The organism is Actinomycetospora corticicola, assembly GCF_013409505.1.
Lineage (GTDB): Bacteria > Actinomycetota > Actinomycetes > Mycobacteriales > Pseudonocardiaceae > Actinomycetospora > Actinomycetospora corticicola.
Window position 1 is genome coordinate 1528147 of the sequence record NZ_JACCBN010000001.1, and the last position, 14555, is coordinate 1542701.

General features: G+C 76.0%; 15 protein-coding genes. 14 read left to right on the forward strand and 1 reads right to left on the reverse strand.

Going from position 1 to position 14555, the window contains the following annotated elements; genetic code table 11:
- Nucleotides 1-83 precede the first annotated feature (83 nt).
- The 13 genes from BJ983_RS07290 (at nt 84) to BJ983_RS07350 (ending at nt 12656) form a co-directional block, all read left to right on the forward strand.
- Nucleotides 84-1481, forward strand: a complete 1398-nt coding sequence (locus BJ983_RS07290) for a replication-associated recombination protein A (RefSeq protein WP_179793211.1) — start codon at nt 84-86, stop codon at nt 1479-1481.
- A 198-nt stretch (nt 1482-1679) separates the two neighbouring features.
- Complete coding sequence (locus BJ983_RS07295) at nt 1680-2084, forward strand: DUF948 domain-containing protein (RefSeq protein WP_179797461.1); 405 nt, start codon at nt 1680-1682, stop codon at nt 2082-2084.
- The gene (locus tag BJ983_RS07300) at nt 2081-2392 is read left to right on the forward strand and encodes a hypothetical protein (protein ID WP_179793212.1); all 312 of its coding nucleotides are present in this window, start codon (nt 2081-2083) and stop codon (nt 2390-2392) included. Before BJ983_RS07295 ends, BJ983_RS07300 begins: the two co-directional genes overlap by 4 nt.
- A 126-nt stretch (nt 2393-2518) precedes the next feature.
- Nucleotides 2519-5212: an alanine--tRNA ligase gene (alaS, locus tag BJ983_RS07305; RefSeq protein ID WP_179793213.1), complete on the forward strand. Its 2694-nt coding sequence runs from the start codon at nt 2519-2521 to the stop codon at nt 5210-5212.
- A gap of 2 nt (nt 5213-5214) precedes the next feature.
- Nucleotides 5215-5664, forward strand: a complete 450-nt coding sequence (ruvX, locus tag BJ983_RS07310) for a Holliday junction resolvase RuvX (protein WP_179793214.1) — start codon at nt 5215-5217, stop codon at nt 5662-5664.
- Nucleotides 5665-5696: 32 nt separating this feature from the next.
- On the forward strand, nt 5697-7325 hold the full coding sequence (locus BJ983_RS07315; protein WP_218890146.1) for an endolytic transglycosylase MltG: 1629 nt from the start codon (nt 5697-5699) through the stop codon (nt 7323-7325).
- 13 nt (nt 7326-7338) lie between these two features.
- A complete protein-coding gene (locus BJ983_RS07320; protein ID WP_179793215.1) occupies nt 7339-8211 on the forward strand; it encodes a shikimate dehydrogenase in 873 nt (290 codons plus the stop codon).
- A 99-nt stretch (nt 8212-8310) separates the two neighbouring features.
- Nucleotides 8311-8919, forward strand: a complete 609-nt coding sequence (locus BJ983_RS07325; protein WP_246325958.1) for a prepilin peptidase — start codon at nt 8311-8313, stop codon at nt 8917-8919.
- Nucleotides 8920-8944: 25 nt separating this feature from the next.
- Nucleotides 8945-10150, forward strand: coding sequence for a chorismate synthase (aroC, locus tag BJ983_RS07330; protein WP_179793217.1), 1206 nt, complete (start codon nt 8945-8947; stop codon nt 10148-10150).
- Complete coding sequence (locus BJ983_RS07335; protein WP_179793218.1) at nt 10147-10671, forward strand: shikimate kinase; 525 nt, start codon at nt 10147-10149, stop codon at nt 10669-10671. The genes aroC and BJ983_RS07335 overlap by 4 nt, the downstream gene beginning before the upstream one ends.
- Nucleotides 10664-11761 (forward strand): 3-dehydroquinate synthase, encoded by a 1098-nt coding sequence (gene aroB / locus BJ983_RS07340; RefSeq protein ID WP_179793219.1) that lies wholly within the window; start codon nt 10664-10666, stop codon nt 11759-11761. The genes BJ983_RS07335 and aroB overlap by 8 nt, the downstream gene beginning before the upstream one ends.
- A 15-nt stretch (nt 11762-11776) precedes the next feature.
- Nucleotides 11777-12343, forward strand: a complete 567-nt coding sequence (locus tag BJ983_RS07345; protein ID WP_179793220.1) for a protein-L-isoaspartate O-methyltransferase family protein — start codon at nt 11777-11779, stop codon at nt 12341-12343.
- Nucleotides 12344-12359: 16 nt separating this feature from the next.
- Nucleotides 12360-12656 carry a DUF2267 domain-containing protein gene (locus BJ983_RS07350; RefSeq protein ID WP_179793221.1) on the forward strand — a complete coding sequence of 99 codons (297 nt, stop codon included), beginning with the start codon at nt 12360-12362 and terminating at the stop codon, nt 12654-12656.
- A gap of 36 nt (nt 12657-12692) precedes the next feature.
- Here BJ983_RS07350 and BJ983_RS07355 read toward each other — a convergent pair whose 3' ends face one another.
- Nucleotides 12693-13589, reverse strand: coding sequence for an EamA family transporter (locus tag BJ983_RS07355; RefSeq protein ID WP_343053851.1), 897 nt, complete (start codon nt 13587-13589; stop codon nt 12693-12695).
- 76 nt (nt 13590-13665) lie between these two features.
- Between BJ983_RS07355 and BJ983_RS07360 the strand changes: the two genes are divergently transcribed.
- A complete protein-coding gene (locus BJ983_RS07360; protein ID WP_179793222.1) occupies nt 13666-14553 on the forward strand; it encodes a LysR substrate-binding domain-containing protein in 888 nt (295 codons plus the stop codon).
- Nucleotides 14554-14555 lie beyond the last annotated feature (2 nt).

Consider the following 14555-nt stretch of genomic DNA (forward strand, 5'->3'; position numbering starts at 1 on the left):
ACCAGACACGGTCCGGGGTGCCGGAACCTGCCCCAGGTGAGTCTCGGGGCGGGGGGTCGGAGGTGGGCAGTAGCGTCGGGGGCGTGAGCGAGGAGGGGCTGTTCGACGTGGCGCCGCCGGAGCCCGAGCGGCCCGCCGTCGAGGACCTGCGCCCGGTGACGCGGGGCGTGGTCGAGGACCGTCCCATGCCGGCGGGCAATGACGTCCGCCCCCCGCTCGCCGTCCGGATGCGGCCCGCCTCGCTCGACGAGGTCGTCGGCCAGGACCACCTGCTCGCGCCCGGTGCCCCGCTGCGCCGTCTCGTCGAGGGCGCCGCACCCGCGTCGGTGCTGCTCCACGGCCCGCCCGGGACCGGGAAGACGACGCTCGCCCGGCTGATCTCGCTCGCGACCGGGCGGGCGTTCGAAGCGCTGTCGGCCCTCTCGGCGGGGGTGAAGGAGGTCCGCGGGGTCATCGAGGTGGCCCGCCGACGGCTGGCCGCGTCCGACCCCCGCCGGACGGTGCTGTTCATCGACGAGATCCACCGCTTCAGCCGCACGCAGCAGGACGCCCTGCTCGGCGCGGTCGAGGACCGGGTCGTGCTGCTCGTGGGGGCGACGACCGAGAACCCGAGCTTTTCGGTCGTCGCCCCACTGCTCTCGCGGTCGCTGGTGCTCGGGCTGCATGCGTTGACCGACGACGCCGTCGCGACGCTGCTCGACCGCGCGGTCGCCGACGACCGTGGCCTCGCGGGCACCGTCACGCTCACCGACGACGCACGTGCCCACCTCGTCCGGCTCGCCGCCGGCGACGGCCGGCGCTCGCTCACCGCCCTGGAGGCGGCGGCCGACGCCGTGGGGGAGGGCGGGACGATCGACCTGGCCGTGGTCGAGCAGGTCGTCGACGAGGTGGCGGTGCGCTACGACCGGGCCGGCGACCAGCACTACGACGTCATCTCGGCGTTCATCAAGTCGATCCGCGGCTCGGATCCCGACGCCGCGCTGCACTACCTGGCCCGCATGATCGTGGCGGGGGAGGACCCGCGGTTCATCGCGCGCCGGCTCGTGGTGCACGCCAGCGAGGACGTCGGACTCGCCGACCCGACCGCGCTGCAGGCCGCCACCGCCGCGGCCCAGGCCGTCGCGCTGATCGGTCTGCCCGAGTGCCGGATCGCGCTCGCCCAGGCGACGATCCACCTCGCCACGGCGCCCAAGTCGAACGCCGTGATCACCGCGATCGACGCGGCCATGTCCGACGTCCGGACCGGCGCCGCGGGGCCGGTGCCGCCCCATCTGCGCGACGGGCACTACGCCGGGGCGCAGAAGCTCGGCAACGCGGTGGGCTACCGGTACCCGCACGACGAGCGCTCGGCCGTCGTCACCCAGCAGTACCCGCCCGACGAGCTGGTCGGCCGCGACTACTACGCCCCCACCGGGCGCGGGGAGGAACGGGCGATCGCCGAACGCCTCGCCCGGCTCCGCGAGGTGATCCGCGGTCGTTAGGCCCAGGTGCCGTCACGCCGGGCCGGAACCCCCTCACGGCCTGCGGAGATCCGGTCCACCATCGCCGGCGTGACCGGCGGTGCCGCCCCGCGGCGCGGCCGGGGCACGCGCCGATCATGACCTACCGGTAGCCTTCCGCCACCGTCCGGCCCGCGGGCCGGGAGCGGACAGACGACCACCAGCGAATGGGGAATGACCGTGTCGGTCGGGCAGATCGCGGCCATCGTCGCCGCGGTGGCGTTCGTGATCCTGGTGCTGCTGCTGGCCGTTCCGCTGATCAAGCTGGGTCGCACGCTGGACGAGGCGACGATCGCCATCCGCAAGACGCACGAGGGGTCGGCGCCGCTGCTGAACGACGCGCAGGTCACGCTGACCACGGTCAACACGCAGTTGGAGCGCGTCGACGGCGTCACCGCGAGCGCGCAGGCCGTGGCGGCCAACACCCGTGCGCTGAGCTCGTTGTTCACCGCCACCCTCGGCGGCCCGCTGGTCAAGGCGGCCGCCCTGTCCTACGGGCTGCGCAAGGCCAGCCAGGCCCGGAAGCTGAAGAACGCACCGCCCTCGAAGCGGTCCACCAGGAGCAAGCGGAGCGCCCGCGCATGAAGCGTCTGTTCTGGGTCGGGGTCGGCGTCGCGATCGGCGTCAGCGCCACCCGCAAGGTCAACCAGGTCACGCAGCGGGCCACGCCCGCCGGGATCGGCACGAGCCTCGGCGAGGGGCTGCGCGAGCTCGGCGCCGGGCTCGGGGCCTTCGGGGCCGAGGTCCGCGCCGGCATGAACGAGCGCGAGCAGGAGCTGTACTCGCTCGTCGAGGACACGACCGAGATCCCGGTGCGTCCGCAGCCGATCGTCGACCCGACGCCCAGTGGCCGCCACGCACGAGCGTCCCGGCGGGGACCCGCCGGGCGCTGAGCGCGCCCGTCGTCGGGACCGTCCCGCACCCGAGCCACCCACCTCCGCGGGTGGCACCCGTCGCTGCCCGTCGGGCACGCGGAATGATGGGTGCTGCCCGCACCACTGACGACGAGCAGGACTGACGTGCAGACCCACGAGATCCGTCGACGCTTCCTCGCGCACTTCGAGGCCGCCGGCCACACCCCCGTCCCCAGCGCCTCGCTGATCCTGGACGACCCGACGCTGCTGTTCGTCAACGCCGGGATGGTGCAGTTCAAGCCGTACTTCCTCGGCGAGGCGCCGCCGCCCTACCCGCGGGCCACCTCGGTGCAGAAGTGCGTGCGGACCGGCGACATCGAGAACGTCGGGCGCACCACGCGCCACAACACGTTCTTCCAGATGGCGGGCAACTTCTCCTTCGGCGACTACTTCAAGGAAGGCGCGATCCGCCACGCCTGGTCGCTGATCACGTCGAGCCAGGACGACGGCGGGTACGGCTTCGACCCGGAGCGCATCTGGGTCACCGTCTACGAGAACGACGACGAGGCCGAGCGCATCTGGCACGAGGTCATCGGCCTGCCCCCGGAGCGGATCCAGCGTCGCGACGGGCGCGACAACTACTGGGACATGGGCATCCCGGGCCCCGGCGGACCCTGCTCGGAGATCTACTACGACCGCGGCCCGGAGTTCGGTGTCGAGGGCGGGCCGGTCGCCGACGAGGACCGGTACCTCGAGATCTGGAACCTCGTCTTCATGCAGGACGTGCGGGGGACCGAGAGCCCGAAGTACGGCGCCGCCCCCGTCGGCGAGCTGCCGAAGAAGAACATCGACACCGGCCTCGGGGTGGAGCGCGTCGCGTTCCTGCTCCAGGGCGTCGACAACGTCTACGAGACCGACCTCGTCCGCCCCGTGATCGACCGCGTGGAGCAGCTCTCGGGCCGTTCCTACGACGCGGGCACCGAGGAGGACGGCGTCCGCTTCCGCGTGATCGCCGACCACGTCCGCACCGCCACGATGATCATCGGCGACGGCGCGGTCCCGGGCAACGAGGGCCGGGGCTACGTGCTGCGCCGCCTGCTGCGCCGCGTGGTCCGCAACGCCCGCCTGCTCGGGATCACCGAGCCGGTGCTGGTCGACCTCGTCGGGGTCGTGCGCGACGTCATGAGCCCGTCCTACCCCGAGATCGCGACCGGCTTCGAGCGGATCGCCGCGGTGGTCCGCCGCGAGGAGGAGGCCTTCCTCGCCACCCTCGCCACCGGCTCGCGCATCTTCGAGTCGGCCGTGGCCGAGACCCGGGCCTCCGGCGCGTCGACGCTGCCCGGCGCCAGCGCCTTCGCCCTCCACGACACCTACGGCTTCCCGATCGACCTCACCCTCGAGATGGCCGCCGAGGCCGGTCTCGACGTCGACGAGGGCGCCTTCCGCGGGCTGATGGACGAGCAGCGGGCCCGCGCCAAGGCCGACGCCGCCGCCCGCAAGCACGGCGGCGCCGACGCGTCGGCCTACCGCGAGATCCTCGAGCGCGCGGGTCTCACCGACTTCCTCGGCTACCGCGACCAGCAGGCCGACGCCCACGTCGTCGGGCTCGTGGTCGACGGCGTCGGGGTCCCGGCGGCCACCGAGGGCGACGCCGTGGAGGTCATGCTCGACCGCACGCCCTTCTACGCCGAGGGCGGCGGGCAGCAGGCCGACACCGGCCGGCTGACCGGCGACGGCTTCGCCGTCGAGATCACCGACGTGCAGACGCCCGTGCCCGGGCTCTCGGTGCACCGCGGCCGCGTCGTCTACGGCGAGATCACCCGCGACGCCCCCGTGTCGGCCCAGATCGACATGGAGCGCCGCGCCGCCATCTCCCGCTCGCACACCGCCACGCACCTGGTGCACGCCGGGATGCGGAAGGCCCTCGGCGACTCGGCCGCGCAGGCCGGGTCGCTCAACGCCCCCGGGCGGCTGCGGTTCGACTTCACCTCCCCGGAGGGCGCCGTCCCGACGACGGTGCTCGCCGACGTCGAGGACGAGGTCAACTCGGTACTCCTCGGCGACGACGAGGTCCGGGCGTTCGTCACCGACATGGAGGAGGCCCGCCGGCTCGGCGCCGTCGCCCTGTTCGGCGAGAAGTACGGCGACGCCGTGCGGATCGTCGAGGTCGGCGACTACTCCCGCGAGCTCTGCGGCGGCACCCACGTGGAGCGCGCGGGCCAGCTCGGCCTCGTCAAGCTGCTCAGCGAGGGCTCGGTGGGGTCGGGCGTGCGCCGCGTGGAGGCCCTCGTCGGGATCGACGCCTTCCGGTTCCTCGCCCGCGAGCACGTCCTGGTGAACCAGCTCGCCGAGCAGTTCCGCGCCCAGCCCGAGGAGCTCCCGGAGCGCATCTCCGGCATCGTCGACCGCCTGCGCGCCGCGGAGAAGGAGCTCGAGACGGTCCGCGCGAAGGAGGTCCTGTCGTCGGCCGGCGCGCTGGCCGACAGTGCCGACGACGTCGCGGGCGTCGCCCTCGTGGCCACCCGGACCCCGGACGGCGTCGGCGGCGGGGACCTCCGCACGCTCGCCTCCGACGTCCGGGGCCGCCTCGGCGAGCGGCCGGGCGTGGTCGCGCTCTTCGCCCCCGACGGCGAGAAGCTCTCCTTCGTCGTCGCCACCACGGCCGCCGCCCGTGACCGCGGACTCGCCGCCGGTGACCTGGTGAAGGCCTTCGCGCCCGCCGTCGGGGGCCGGGGTGGCGGCAAGGCCGACCTGGCCCAGGGCGGCGGTGCGCCCTCGGGTGGCCCGGCCGGGATGGACGCCGGGATCGGGGCTGCCATCGACGCGCTGCGGGCGCAGGTGGCGACGGCGGGCGTCTGAGCGTGACCGGCCGTGTGCTGGGGGTCGACGTCGGCGCGGTGCGCGTCGGCGTCGCCCTCTCCGATCCCGCCGGAGTGCTCGCCACGCCGCTCGTTACGCTCGATCGGGACGAGACGACGTGGTCCGACCTGGACCAGCTCGTGGATCTCGTCGTCGAGCACGAGGTGGTGGAGGTGGTCGTGGGCCTGCCGCGCACCCTGGCCGGGCGTGAGGGCCCGGCCGCCGAGGCCGCCCTCGGGTACGCCGACGACCTCCGCGAGGTGTTCGACGAGCGCGGGGTGTCGGGGGTGCCGGTGACGATGGCCGACGAGCGGCTCTCCACCGTGACGGCGGGGCGCATGCTCTCCGATCGCGGGGTCAAGGGGCGTGCGCAGCGCCGGGTGATCGACCAGGCGGCCGCGGTGGCGATCCTGCAGACCTGGCTGGACGCCCGCCGCGGGACGGCCACGTGACCCGGGAGGCCGGACGGCCTCGCCTGGTCCCGATGTCCACGTCCACCCGCTCCGACCGGCAGGACGACACCGGGTCGGAGGTGCGGATCCCGCGTCGCGAGCGCGGCCTGCGGCGCCCGGGCGGGCCGTCCGCCGAGGGCCACCCCACCCGTCGTCGGGAATGGGAGCCGCCCACCACCGCCCTCGCCGCCCGCGAGTCGGAGCAGGCCTCCGACGGGGCGGACGCGGTCACCGACACGATGCGGCGCGGGCACGTGCCCGAGGTCCCCTCGCGCGTCGCGCTGCCGCACCCGCCCGAGCCGGTGCGGCCCCGCGGCGGTCCCGCGGAGCACCGCACCCAGCCCGTGGCCGCGGCCGCCCGCGCGTCCTGGGCCCCGACCGGCCCGACGCCCTCCGGCGGCGCGCGCCGCTCCGGCGCAGACCCGGCGTCGCGAGGTCCCGGGGGCTCCGGGGACGACCTGGACGTGCTCGGCGGGCTGGGCGAGCTCGGTCGATCCACGTCGACGCCGTCGTCGGGCGACCCGGCGGACGGGCAGCCGGCCCGGCGTCGGCTGGTCTGGCCGATCGTCGCCGCGGTGCTCGTCCTCGCCCTCGCCGGCGGGGCGTTCTTCGCCCGCGACCTCTGGGGTGTGGTGTTCCCCCCGGACTTCGACGGCCCCGGTTCCGGGCACGTCGTCGTGCAGGTGGCCGACGGCGACTCGACCCGCGACATCGGGGAGTCCCTGGTGACGGCGGGGGTGGTGGCCTCGGCCCGCGGCTTCGGGCAGGCCGCCGAGGACGACCCCCGCGGCCGCGGCATCCAGCCCGGCTACTACGACATGGCCCGGCAGATGACGGCCGCCGAGGCGGTCGGACGGATGCTCGACCCTGCCTCGCGGCTCGGCCGTCTCGAGGTCCGCGGGGGGATCCAGCTCGACGACACGGCGGGAGTCGGTTCCGCCCGGGTGCCCGGTGTGCTGTCCCTGATCGCCCAGGCGACGTGCGTGGTCGAGGACTCGGGGCAGCGGCGGTGCGTGTCGGTGGACGACCTGCGGCGCGCGATGGTCGGGACCGACCCCGCCCAGCTCGGCGTGCCCGACTGGGCCCTCGACGGCTTGCGGAAGGCTCCGCCCGAGCGGCGGCTCGAGGGCCTGGTCGCGCCCGGCACCTACGACGTGCGGCCCGGCTCCGACGCCGTCTCCGCGCTCACCACGGTGGTGCGCACCTCCGCCGAGACGCTGGAGTCGGCGGGACTCGTGACGAAGGCCGCGGCCAACGACGTCACGCCCTACCAGGCGCTGATCATCGGCTCGATCGCCGAGCGGGAGGGCATCGAGTCCGACTTCCGGCGGGTCGCGCGGGTGATCTACAACCGGCTCCCGATCCCCATGCGGCTGCAGATGGACTCGACGATCAACTACCCGCTCGACCGGCAGACCCTGCTGACCACGCCGGTCGACCGGGACACCCCGGGGCCGTACAACACCTACCTCAACTTCGGGCTGCCGCCGACGCCCATCGGCGCGGTGTCCACGCCCGCGCTCACGGCGGCGCTGAACCCCGAGGTCGGGGCGTGGGTGTACTTCGTGAAGTGCGAGAAGGACGGCGCCTCCTGCTTCGCGGTGACGCCCGAGGAGCACGACGCGAACCGACGGCTCGCCCAGGACCGCGGCGTCTACTGATGGGCATCGCCTGATGGGTGCGCCCCGGCGCGCCGCGGTCCTCGGCTCGCCGGTGGCCCACTCCCTGTCCCCGGTGCTGCACGGCGCCGCGTACGCGGCCCTCGGCCTGTCCGGGTGGACCTACGAGCGGCGCGAGTGCACGGCCGAGGAGCTGCCGGGCCTGGTGGACGGCCTGGACGGGGCCTGGGTCGGGCTGTCGGTGACGATGCCGGGCAAGAAGGCGGCGCTGGCGTACGCGATGACGGCGTCGACCCGGGCGCACCGGCTCGGAGTGGCCAACACCCTGGTGCGCACCGACGCGGGCTGGGCGGCGGACTGCACGGACGTCGACGGGATCGCCGGTGCCCTGCGGGCGGCCGGGATCGTGGAGCCGGCGCCACTCGCCGCCGGCCTGCACGACGTGGTGGTCCTCGGCGCGGGCGCGACGGCGTCCGCGGCCGTGGGCGCCCTGGACGAGATCGGCAACGAGGACGTCCAGCTCGTCGTGCGGGACCCGGCACGGGCGGCGGAGACCGCGGTCGTCGTCGAGGCGTACGGCATGCGCGGCCTGGTGCGGACGTTCGACCGGCTCGACGAGGTCGACCTGTCCCGCGCTCGGGCCGTCGTCAACACCACGCCCGCCGGGGCGGTCGACGACGCGCTCGCCGACCGTCTGGTCGCCGGGGTGCCGGACCACGCCGTCGTCCTCGACGCCGTCTACCACCCGTGGCCCACGCCGCTCGCCGCGGCGGCCGCCCGGCGGGGGCTGGCCGTCGCCACCGGGCTGGACATGCTGCTGCACCAGGCGTTCGGGCAGGTCGAGCAGTTCACCGGGCGCAGCGCGCCCCGCCGGGAGATGCACCGGGCGCTGGTCCGCGCGACCGGCTTCGACGTCCGTCCGCCGTAGCGCTCCGTCCCCACCGGCCTCGACGACCGCACCTGTCCCCAGAGCACTGCTCTGCACATGACGTCCGGGGTGGCCGCGGCCCACGCTCGGTCCGTGGCGATGTGGGTGGACGTGGTCCTCGGGGTGCTGGTGCCCCTCGGGACGGGCGCGCTGGTCGGGGCCGCGGTGCGCCGCGGGCTGGCGGGTGTCCGCCGCGGGGTGCCGGTCGGCCCCGGGTGGTGCGAGGCGGGCGTGGCGGTGGCCTGGGCGACGGTCCTGACGGCGGCGGTGGTCGGCCTGGTGGCCGCGGCGTGGGTGCCCGCGCTGCTGCTGGTGTCGGTGGTGGCCGTCGCGGGGACCGCGACGGACCTGACGTCCGGCCGGCTGCCGGACGTCGTGACCCTGCCCGCGATCCCGGCGGGGTGGGCCGCGCTGGTGCCGCTCGGCGGCGGCGCCGTGCTCGCCGGGATCGGCGGGACGCTGCTGCTCGGGGGGCTGCACCTCGCGGTGGCGCTGCTCGCACCCGGGTCGACCGGCGGCGGGGACGTGAAGCTCGCGGCTGCGCTCGGTGCGCCCCTCGCCGCGGTCGGCTGGTGGGCCCTCGGGGTGGTGCCGGTGGCCGCCGCCGCGGTGCTCGCGGTGACCGCGCTGCTCCGCCGCCGCCGCGCCCTGCCGCTCGGGCCGCCGCTGCTCGGGGTGAGCTGGATCGTCCTTCTGGCCGCGGGCTGAGGGGAGGCGGACCGGACATGGAACGATGGCGGACGTGTTGCGCTGGTTGACGGCAGGTGAGTCGCACGGTCCGGCCCTGATGGCGGTGCTCGAGGGCATGGTCGCGGGGGTGTCGGTGTCGTCGAAGGAGATCTCGGCCGAGCTGGCCCGCCGTCGCCTCGGCTACGGGCGGGGGGCCCGGATGAGCTTCGAGGCCGACGAGCTCGAGATCCTCGGCGGGGTGCGGCACGGGCTGACCCAGGGCGGCCCGGTGGCGCTGCGCATCGGCAACACCGAGTGGCCCAAGTGGGAGACCGTGATGGCGGCCGACCCGGTGGACCCGGCGTTGCTGGAGGGGCGGGCCCGCAACGCGGCGCTGACCCGGCCGCGCCCGGGGCACGCCGACCTGGCCGGGATGACGAAGTACGGCTTCGAGGAGTCCCGCCCGGTCCTCGAGCGCGCGTCGGCGCGGGAGACCGCGGCGAAGGTGGCCCTCGGCGCGGTGGCCAAGGCGTTCCTGGCGCAGGCGCTCGGGGTGGAGGTGCTCTCGCACGTGATCTCCCTGGGCACCGCCGACGCCACGCCCGACCTCATCCCGGCCCCCGGGGACGGGGAGCGCATCGACGCCTCGCCCACCCGCGCGGTCGACGAGGCCTCCACCGCGCGGATGGTCGCCGAGGTCGACGCCGCCAAGGAGGAGGGCGACACCCTGGGCGGGGTCGTCGAGGTCGTGGCGCACGGGCTGCCGGTCGGCCTCGGGTCCTACGTGCAGGCCGACCGTCGCCTCGACGCGCGCCTCGCCGCGGCCCTCATGGGCATCCAGGCGATGAAGGGCGTCGAGATCGGGGACGGGTTCACCACCGCGCGGCGTCGCGGGTCGGCCGCCCACGACGAGATCGACGCCGCCGGCGAGGGCGGGATCGACCGCGCCTCCAACCGTGCGGGCGGCATCGAGGGCGGCATGACCAACGGCGAGCCGCTGCGCGCCCGCGTCGCGATGAAGCCGATCTCCACCGTCCCGCGCGCGCTGCGCACCGTGGACCTCGCCACGGGGGAGGCCGCGACCGCGCACCACCAGCGCTCGGACGTCTGTGCCGTGCCGGCCGCCGGTGTGGTCGCCGAGGCCCTGGTCGCCCTCGTGCTCGCCGACGCCGCCCTGGAGAAGTTCGGCGGGGACTCGCTGGCCGAGACCGCCCGCAATGCGGCGGCCTACCGCGCGGGGATCGATCCGTTGCGGGTCGTGGACCGATGAGCCCGGTGGTGGTGCTGGTCGGGCCGCCGGGCGCGGGGAAGTCGACGGTCGGGCGGCTGCTCGCCGCGCGGTGGGGCGTGCCGTTCGCCGACACCGACGCCCTGGTCGAGCAGAAGGCCGGCCGGGAGATCGCCGACATCTTCACCACCGACGGCGAGCCCGCGTTCCGCGCCCTGGAGCGCGAGGCCGTCGCCGAGGCGCTGGAGGGCCACGACGGGGTCCTGGCCCTCGGCGGGGGAGCGGTGCTGGCCGAGGCCACCCGGCAGGTCCTCGTGGGACACCCCGTGGTGCTGCTGTCGGTCGGGCTCGCCGCCGGCGTGCGGCGCACCGGACTCTCCACCGCGCGCCCGCTGCTGGCCGGGGTCAACCCGCGGGCCACGTTCGCGGCGCTGCTCAGCGAACGGCTGCCGGTCTACCGGGCGGTCGCCGCCCACGAGGTCGCCACGGACTCCCTGGATGCCGAGGCGGTCGCCGAGGCCGTCCACGGTCTGGTCGGGACGGAGGTCGCCTCCCGTGGCTGAGCCGGTCGAGACCGTGCGGGTCGCCTCCGGCAGCCCCTACGACGTGACCATCGGGCGCGGCGTGACCGGGACGGTGGCGGCCGCCGTGGCCGACGGCGGCCCGCTCGCCGGGGCCGCCCGGATCGCGGTGCTGCACCAACCGGCGGTGACCTCGATCGCCGACGACGTGGCCGACGGGCTCTCGGCCGCGGGGGTCGACGTGCACCACGTCGAGCTCCCCGACTCCGAGGACGGCAAGGACCTCACGACGGCGGGCTCCTGCTGGGAGGCCCTCGGGCGCATGGGGCTCACCCGCTCCGACGCCGTCGTGGCCGTGGGCGGCGGCGCGGCCACCGACCTCGCCGGGTTCGTGGCGGCCGGGTGGATGCGCGGGGTACGGGTCGTCCACGTCCCCACCACGCTGCTCGCCATGGTCGACGCCGCGGTCGGCGGCAAGACCGGCATCAACACCGCCGCCGGGAAGAACCTCGTCGGTGCCTTCCACGAACCGGCGGCCGTGGTCGCCGACCTCGACAGCCTGCGCACCGTGGGCGCCGAGGAGATCGCGGCCGGGATGGCCGAGGTGATCAAGACCGGGTTCATCGCCGACCCCCGCATCCTCGAGCTGGTCGAGGCCGACCCGAAGGCGGCCGTCGACCCGGACGGCGACGTGATCGCCGAGCTCGTCACGCGCTCGGTACGGGTCAAGGCCGAGGTGGTCGCCGCCGACCTGCGCGAGTCCCACCTGCGGGAGATCCTCAACTACGGGCACACCCTCGGGCACGCCGTGGAGCGGCGCGAGCGGTACCGCTGGCGCCACGGCGAGGCGGTGAGCGTGGGGCTGGTGTTCGTCGCCGAGCTCGCCCGCCGGGCCGGCCGTCTCGACGACGCCACGGCCGCCCGGCACCGGGACGTGCTCGCCTCGGTCGGCCTCCCCACGCGCTACGACCCCGACGCGCTGCCCGACCTCGTCGAGGCCATGAAGGTCGACAAGAAGAGCCGCGGGGCGATGCTGCGGTTCGTCGTCCTCGACGGCCTCGCGCGGCCGGGCCGGCTCGAGGGGCCGACGCCCGACGAGCTGGCGGCCGCCTACGGGGCGCTGGCGGACTGAGCCGGTCGAGCGAGGATGCGGCCCCGGGCCGACGTCGGAGGAGCGTTCGCCCGCACCGACCCCGGCCGCTACCAGCGCGCGGCGGACGGCTCGCCCTACCCCGCGAGCACCCGACCCGACGTCGTGCTCACCATGCTGCGCCTGCTCGACCTGGCCCAGGGCGGCACGGTCCTGGAGATCGGCACCGGCTCGGGCTTCGCCACCGCGGTGCTCTCCCGCGCCGTCGGTGACGGCGGGGCCGTGCACTCCGTCGACGTGGATCCCGGCGTGGTGGCCAGGGCGCAGGAGCTGCTCGCGGCCGACGGCCGGACCAACGTGCACCTGACGGCGGGCGACGCGCTCCGCGCCTTCCCTCCAGTCGGCCCGGTCGACCGGCTCGTGGCGTTCCTCTCGGTCGCCGCGGAGGTCCCGCCGCTCTGGGTCGCGGCGGTGCGTCCCGGTGGGCTCCTGGTGGTGCCGCGGCGCGCGGACGGCCGGGTCGTCCGGCACCGGCTCGGACCCACCGACGGTGTGCTGCGGGCCGAACGGGCCGTCGAGGCCGTCTTCGCCGAGCACAGGTCGGGGCGTGCGCCCGGAACGTGACCGGGTACGTGGGTCCATGCGACATCAGGAGTTCCTCGACGGGGTGGCCACCCGCGCCGGCCTCGATCGCACCGATGACGCCCGCCGGGGCAGCACCGCGGCCCTGGGCGCCCTCGGCGCCGTCCTGCCCGCCGACGACCGCGCCGCCCTCGCCGCCGCGCTGCCCGCCCTGCTCGTGCGCGAGGCGGGCCTCGACACGGACACGTCGCCCGGGGCCGCCGACTCGCTGGTGGAGGACGTCGCGCGGCGGACCGGGTGGACCCCGGAGCGGGCCCGCTACACCGTCGTCGCGGTGGTCGGCTCCGGCGGCTAGCGGCTCCGGCGGGCGGCGGGCAGGGGCCCGGCCGGGTCAGCCCACCGCCGGGGACGCCTCGCGGGCGACCCGCGGCCCGTCGTCGGGACGTCGGTCCCCGGTGCGGGCCGCCCCGACGCCCGCCGTCACCACGAGCACGATCCCCGCGACCGCGAGCACGGACGGCACCTGGCCGAGCACCACGGCGCCCACCAGCAGGGCGATCGCGGGCTCGAGCGCCATGAGCGTGCCGAAGGCCCCGGCGGCGAGCCGGCGCAGGGCGAGCAGCTCGAGGACGAACGGGACGACCGGCAGCAGGAGCGCGAGGCCGAGGCCGACGAGCAGCACGGGCCAGGTCAGCGCGCCGCCGAGGTCGGGCACGAGGGCCGAGGCCGCGACCGCGCTCACGAGGCCCGCGACCGGCATCGAGACCGCCAGCCCCTGCAGCCCCGTCACCTCGTCGCCGACCCGCTGGGTGAGCAGGATGTAGCCCGCCCAGCAACATGCGGCGGCCAGGGCGAAGCCGACCCCGAGGAGGTCCGTGCCGCCCTGCCACGGCTCGGTCAGCAGGAGCACCCCGCCCGCGGCGAGCACCGGCCACAGCAACGCCCGGCCCCGACCCCGCAGGACGGCGACCCCGAGCGGCCCGAGGAACTCGATCGCGCTGGCCGTCCCGAGCGGGATCCGGGCCACCGCGGCCATGAACAGCATCGTCAGCCCCGCCGTCACCACCCCGAGCAGCACCGCCGCGCCGAACGAGGACCGGGTGAACGACGAGGGCCGGGGCCGTGCGATCACGAGGAGCAGCAGCCCCGCCCAGCCCAGTCGCAGCGCGGCGACGCCCTCGGGCGGCACGACGGCGAACAGGCCGACGGACGCGGCGAGGCCGAGCTGGACGCAGGACATGGAGCCGAGGGCGAGCAGGGCACCCGAGCGGGCGCGGGGGGTCGTCACGGGCGACGAGTCAACGCCGCGCGACCGTCCGCGTCCACGTGAGGATCACGGACGGAACGTCCGTAGGATCAGGACGGTGGACACCCGCCGCCTGCCCCACCTGGTCGAGCTCGACCGCCTCGGCTCGATGCGCGCCGTCGCGGACGCGCTCGGCACGTCGACCTCCGTGGTGTCGCAGCAGATCGCGGCGCTCGCCCGCGAGGTCGGGGCCACGCTGGTCGAGCCCGACGGCCGCCGGGTCCGCCTCACGCCCGCCGGTCGCCGCCTCGCCGAGCACGGCCGCCGCATCGTCGCCGCCGTCGACGCCGCCCGCGACGACCTCGACCCCGCGGCCGAGCCCTCCGGCACCGTCCGCGTCGCCGGGTTCGCCAGCGCGATCCGCCGCTCCCTGATCCCGATCGTCGCCGACCTCGCCGTCCGGCACCCGGGCCTGCGGCTCACCTTCCACGAGCAGCAGCCCGCCGAGTCCCTCGCCCTCCTCGAGGCCGACGCCGCCGACCTCGCGCTCGTCTACGACTACGACCTCGCCCCGGCCGCCCCCATGCCGCCCTCCGTCCGGGCCGGCCGGCGGCTCTGGGAGGTCCGCTGGGGCCTCGGTGTTCCCGACGACGGGGCGGTGCCGGTCGGGGCGGCGACCTCGGCCGAGGTGCTCGCCGCCTACGCCGACCGCGCCTTCATCGGGGACTCCCGCAACGACGCCGACGAACGGGTGCTGCGGCTCCTCGGGGCGGCGGCCGGGTTCGACCTGCACGTCACGCACGAGGCCGACAGCCTGGACCTGGTGGACGACCTCGTCCTCGCCGGTCTCGGGGTGGGGCTGCTGCCCACGAACCGGCCCACGCGCGACGGGATCCGGGTGTTGGACCTGCCCGACCCGCCGGTGCGGTTGCGGTGCCGCCCGGTGGTGCGCCGCGGCCGGGAGACGTGGCCCCCGCTCGCCGCGGTGCTCGGCGCGCTGCGGTAGGT

What these genes read in the sequence shown, in the direction of transcription:
- BJ983_RS07300 (WP_179793212.1), top strand. Translation starts at nt 2,081, where the DNA reads ATGAAGCGTCTGTTCTGGGTCGGGGTCGGCGTCGCGATCGGCGTCAGC.
- BJ983_RS07350 (WP_179793221.1), top strand. Translation starts at nt 12,360, where the DNA reads ATGCGACATCAGGAGTTCCTCGACGGGGTGGCCACCCGCGCCGGCCTC.
- BJ983_RS07320 (WP_179793215.1), top strand. Translation starts at nt 7,339, where the DNA reads ATGGGTGCGCCCCGGCGCGCCGCGGTCCTCGGCTCGCCGGTGGCCCAC.
- BJ983_RS07345 (WP_179793220.1), top strand. Translation starts at nt 11,777, where the DNA reads ATGCGGCCCCGGGCCGACGTCGGAGGAGCGTTCGCCCGCACCGACCCC.
- BJ983_RS07315 (WP_218890146.1), top strand. Translation starts at nt 5,697, where the DNA reads ATGTCCACGTCCACCCGCTCCGACCGGCAGGACGACACCGGGTCGGAG.
- BJ983_RS07335 (WP_179793218.1), top strand. Translation starts at nt 10,147, where the DNA reads ATGAGCCCGGTGGTGGTGCTGGTCGGGCCGCCGGGCGCGGGGAAGTCG.
- BJ983_RS07325 (WP_246325958.1), top strand. Translation starts at nt 8,311, where the DNA reads ATGTGGGTGGACGTGGTCCTCGGGGTGCTGGTGCCCCTCGGGACGGGC.
- aroC (WP_179793217.1), top strand. Translation starts at nt 8,945, where the DNA reads ATGGCGGACGTGTTGCGCTGGTTGACGGCAGGTGAGTCGCACGGTCCG.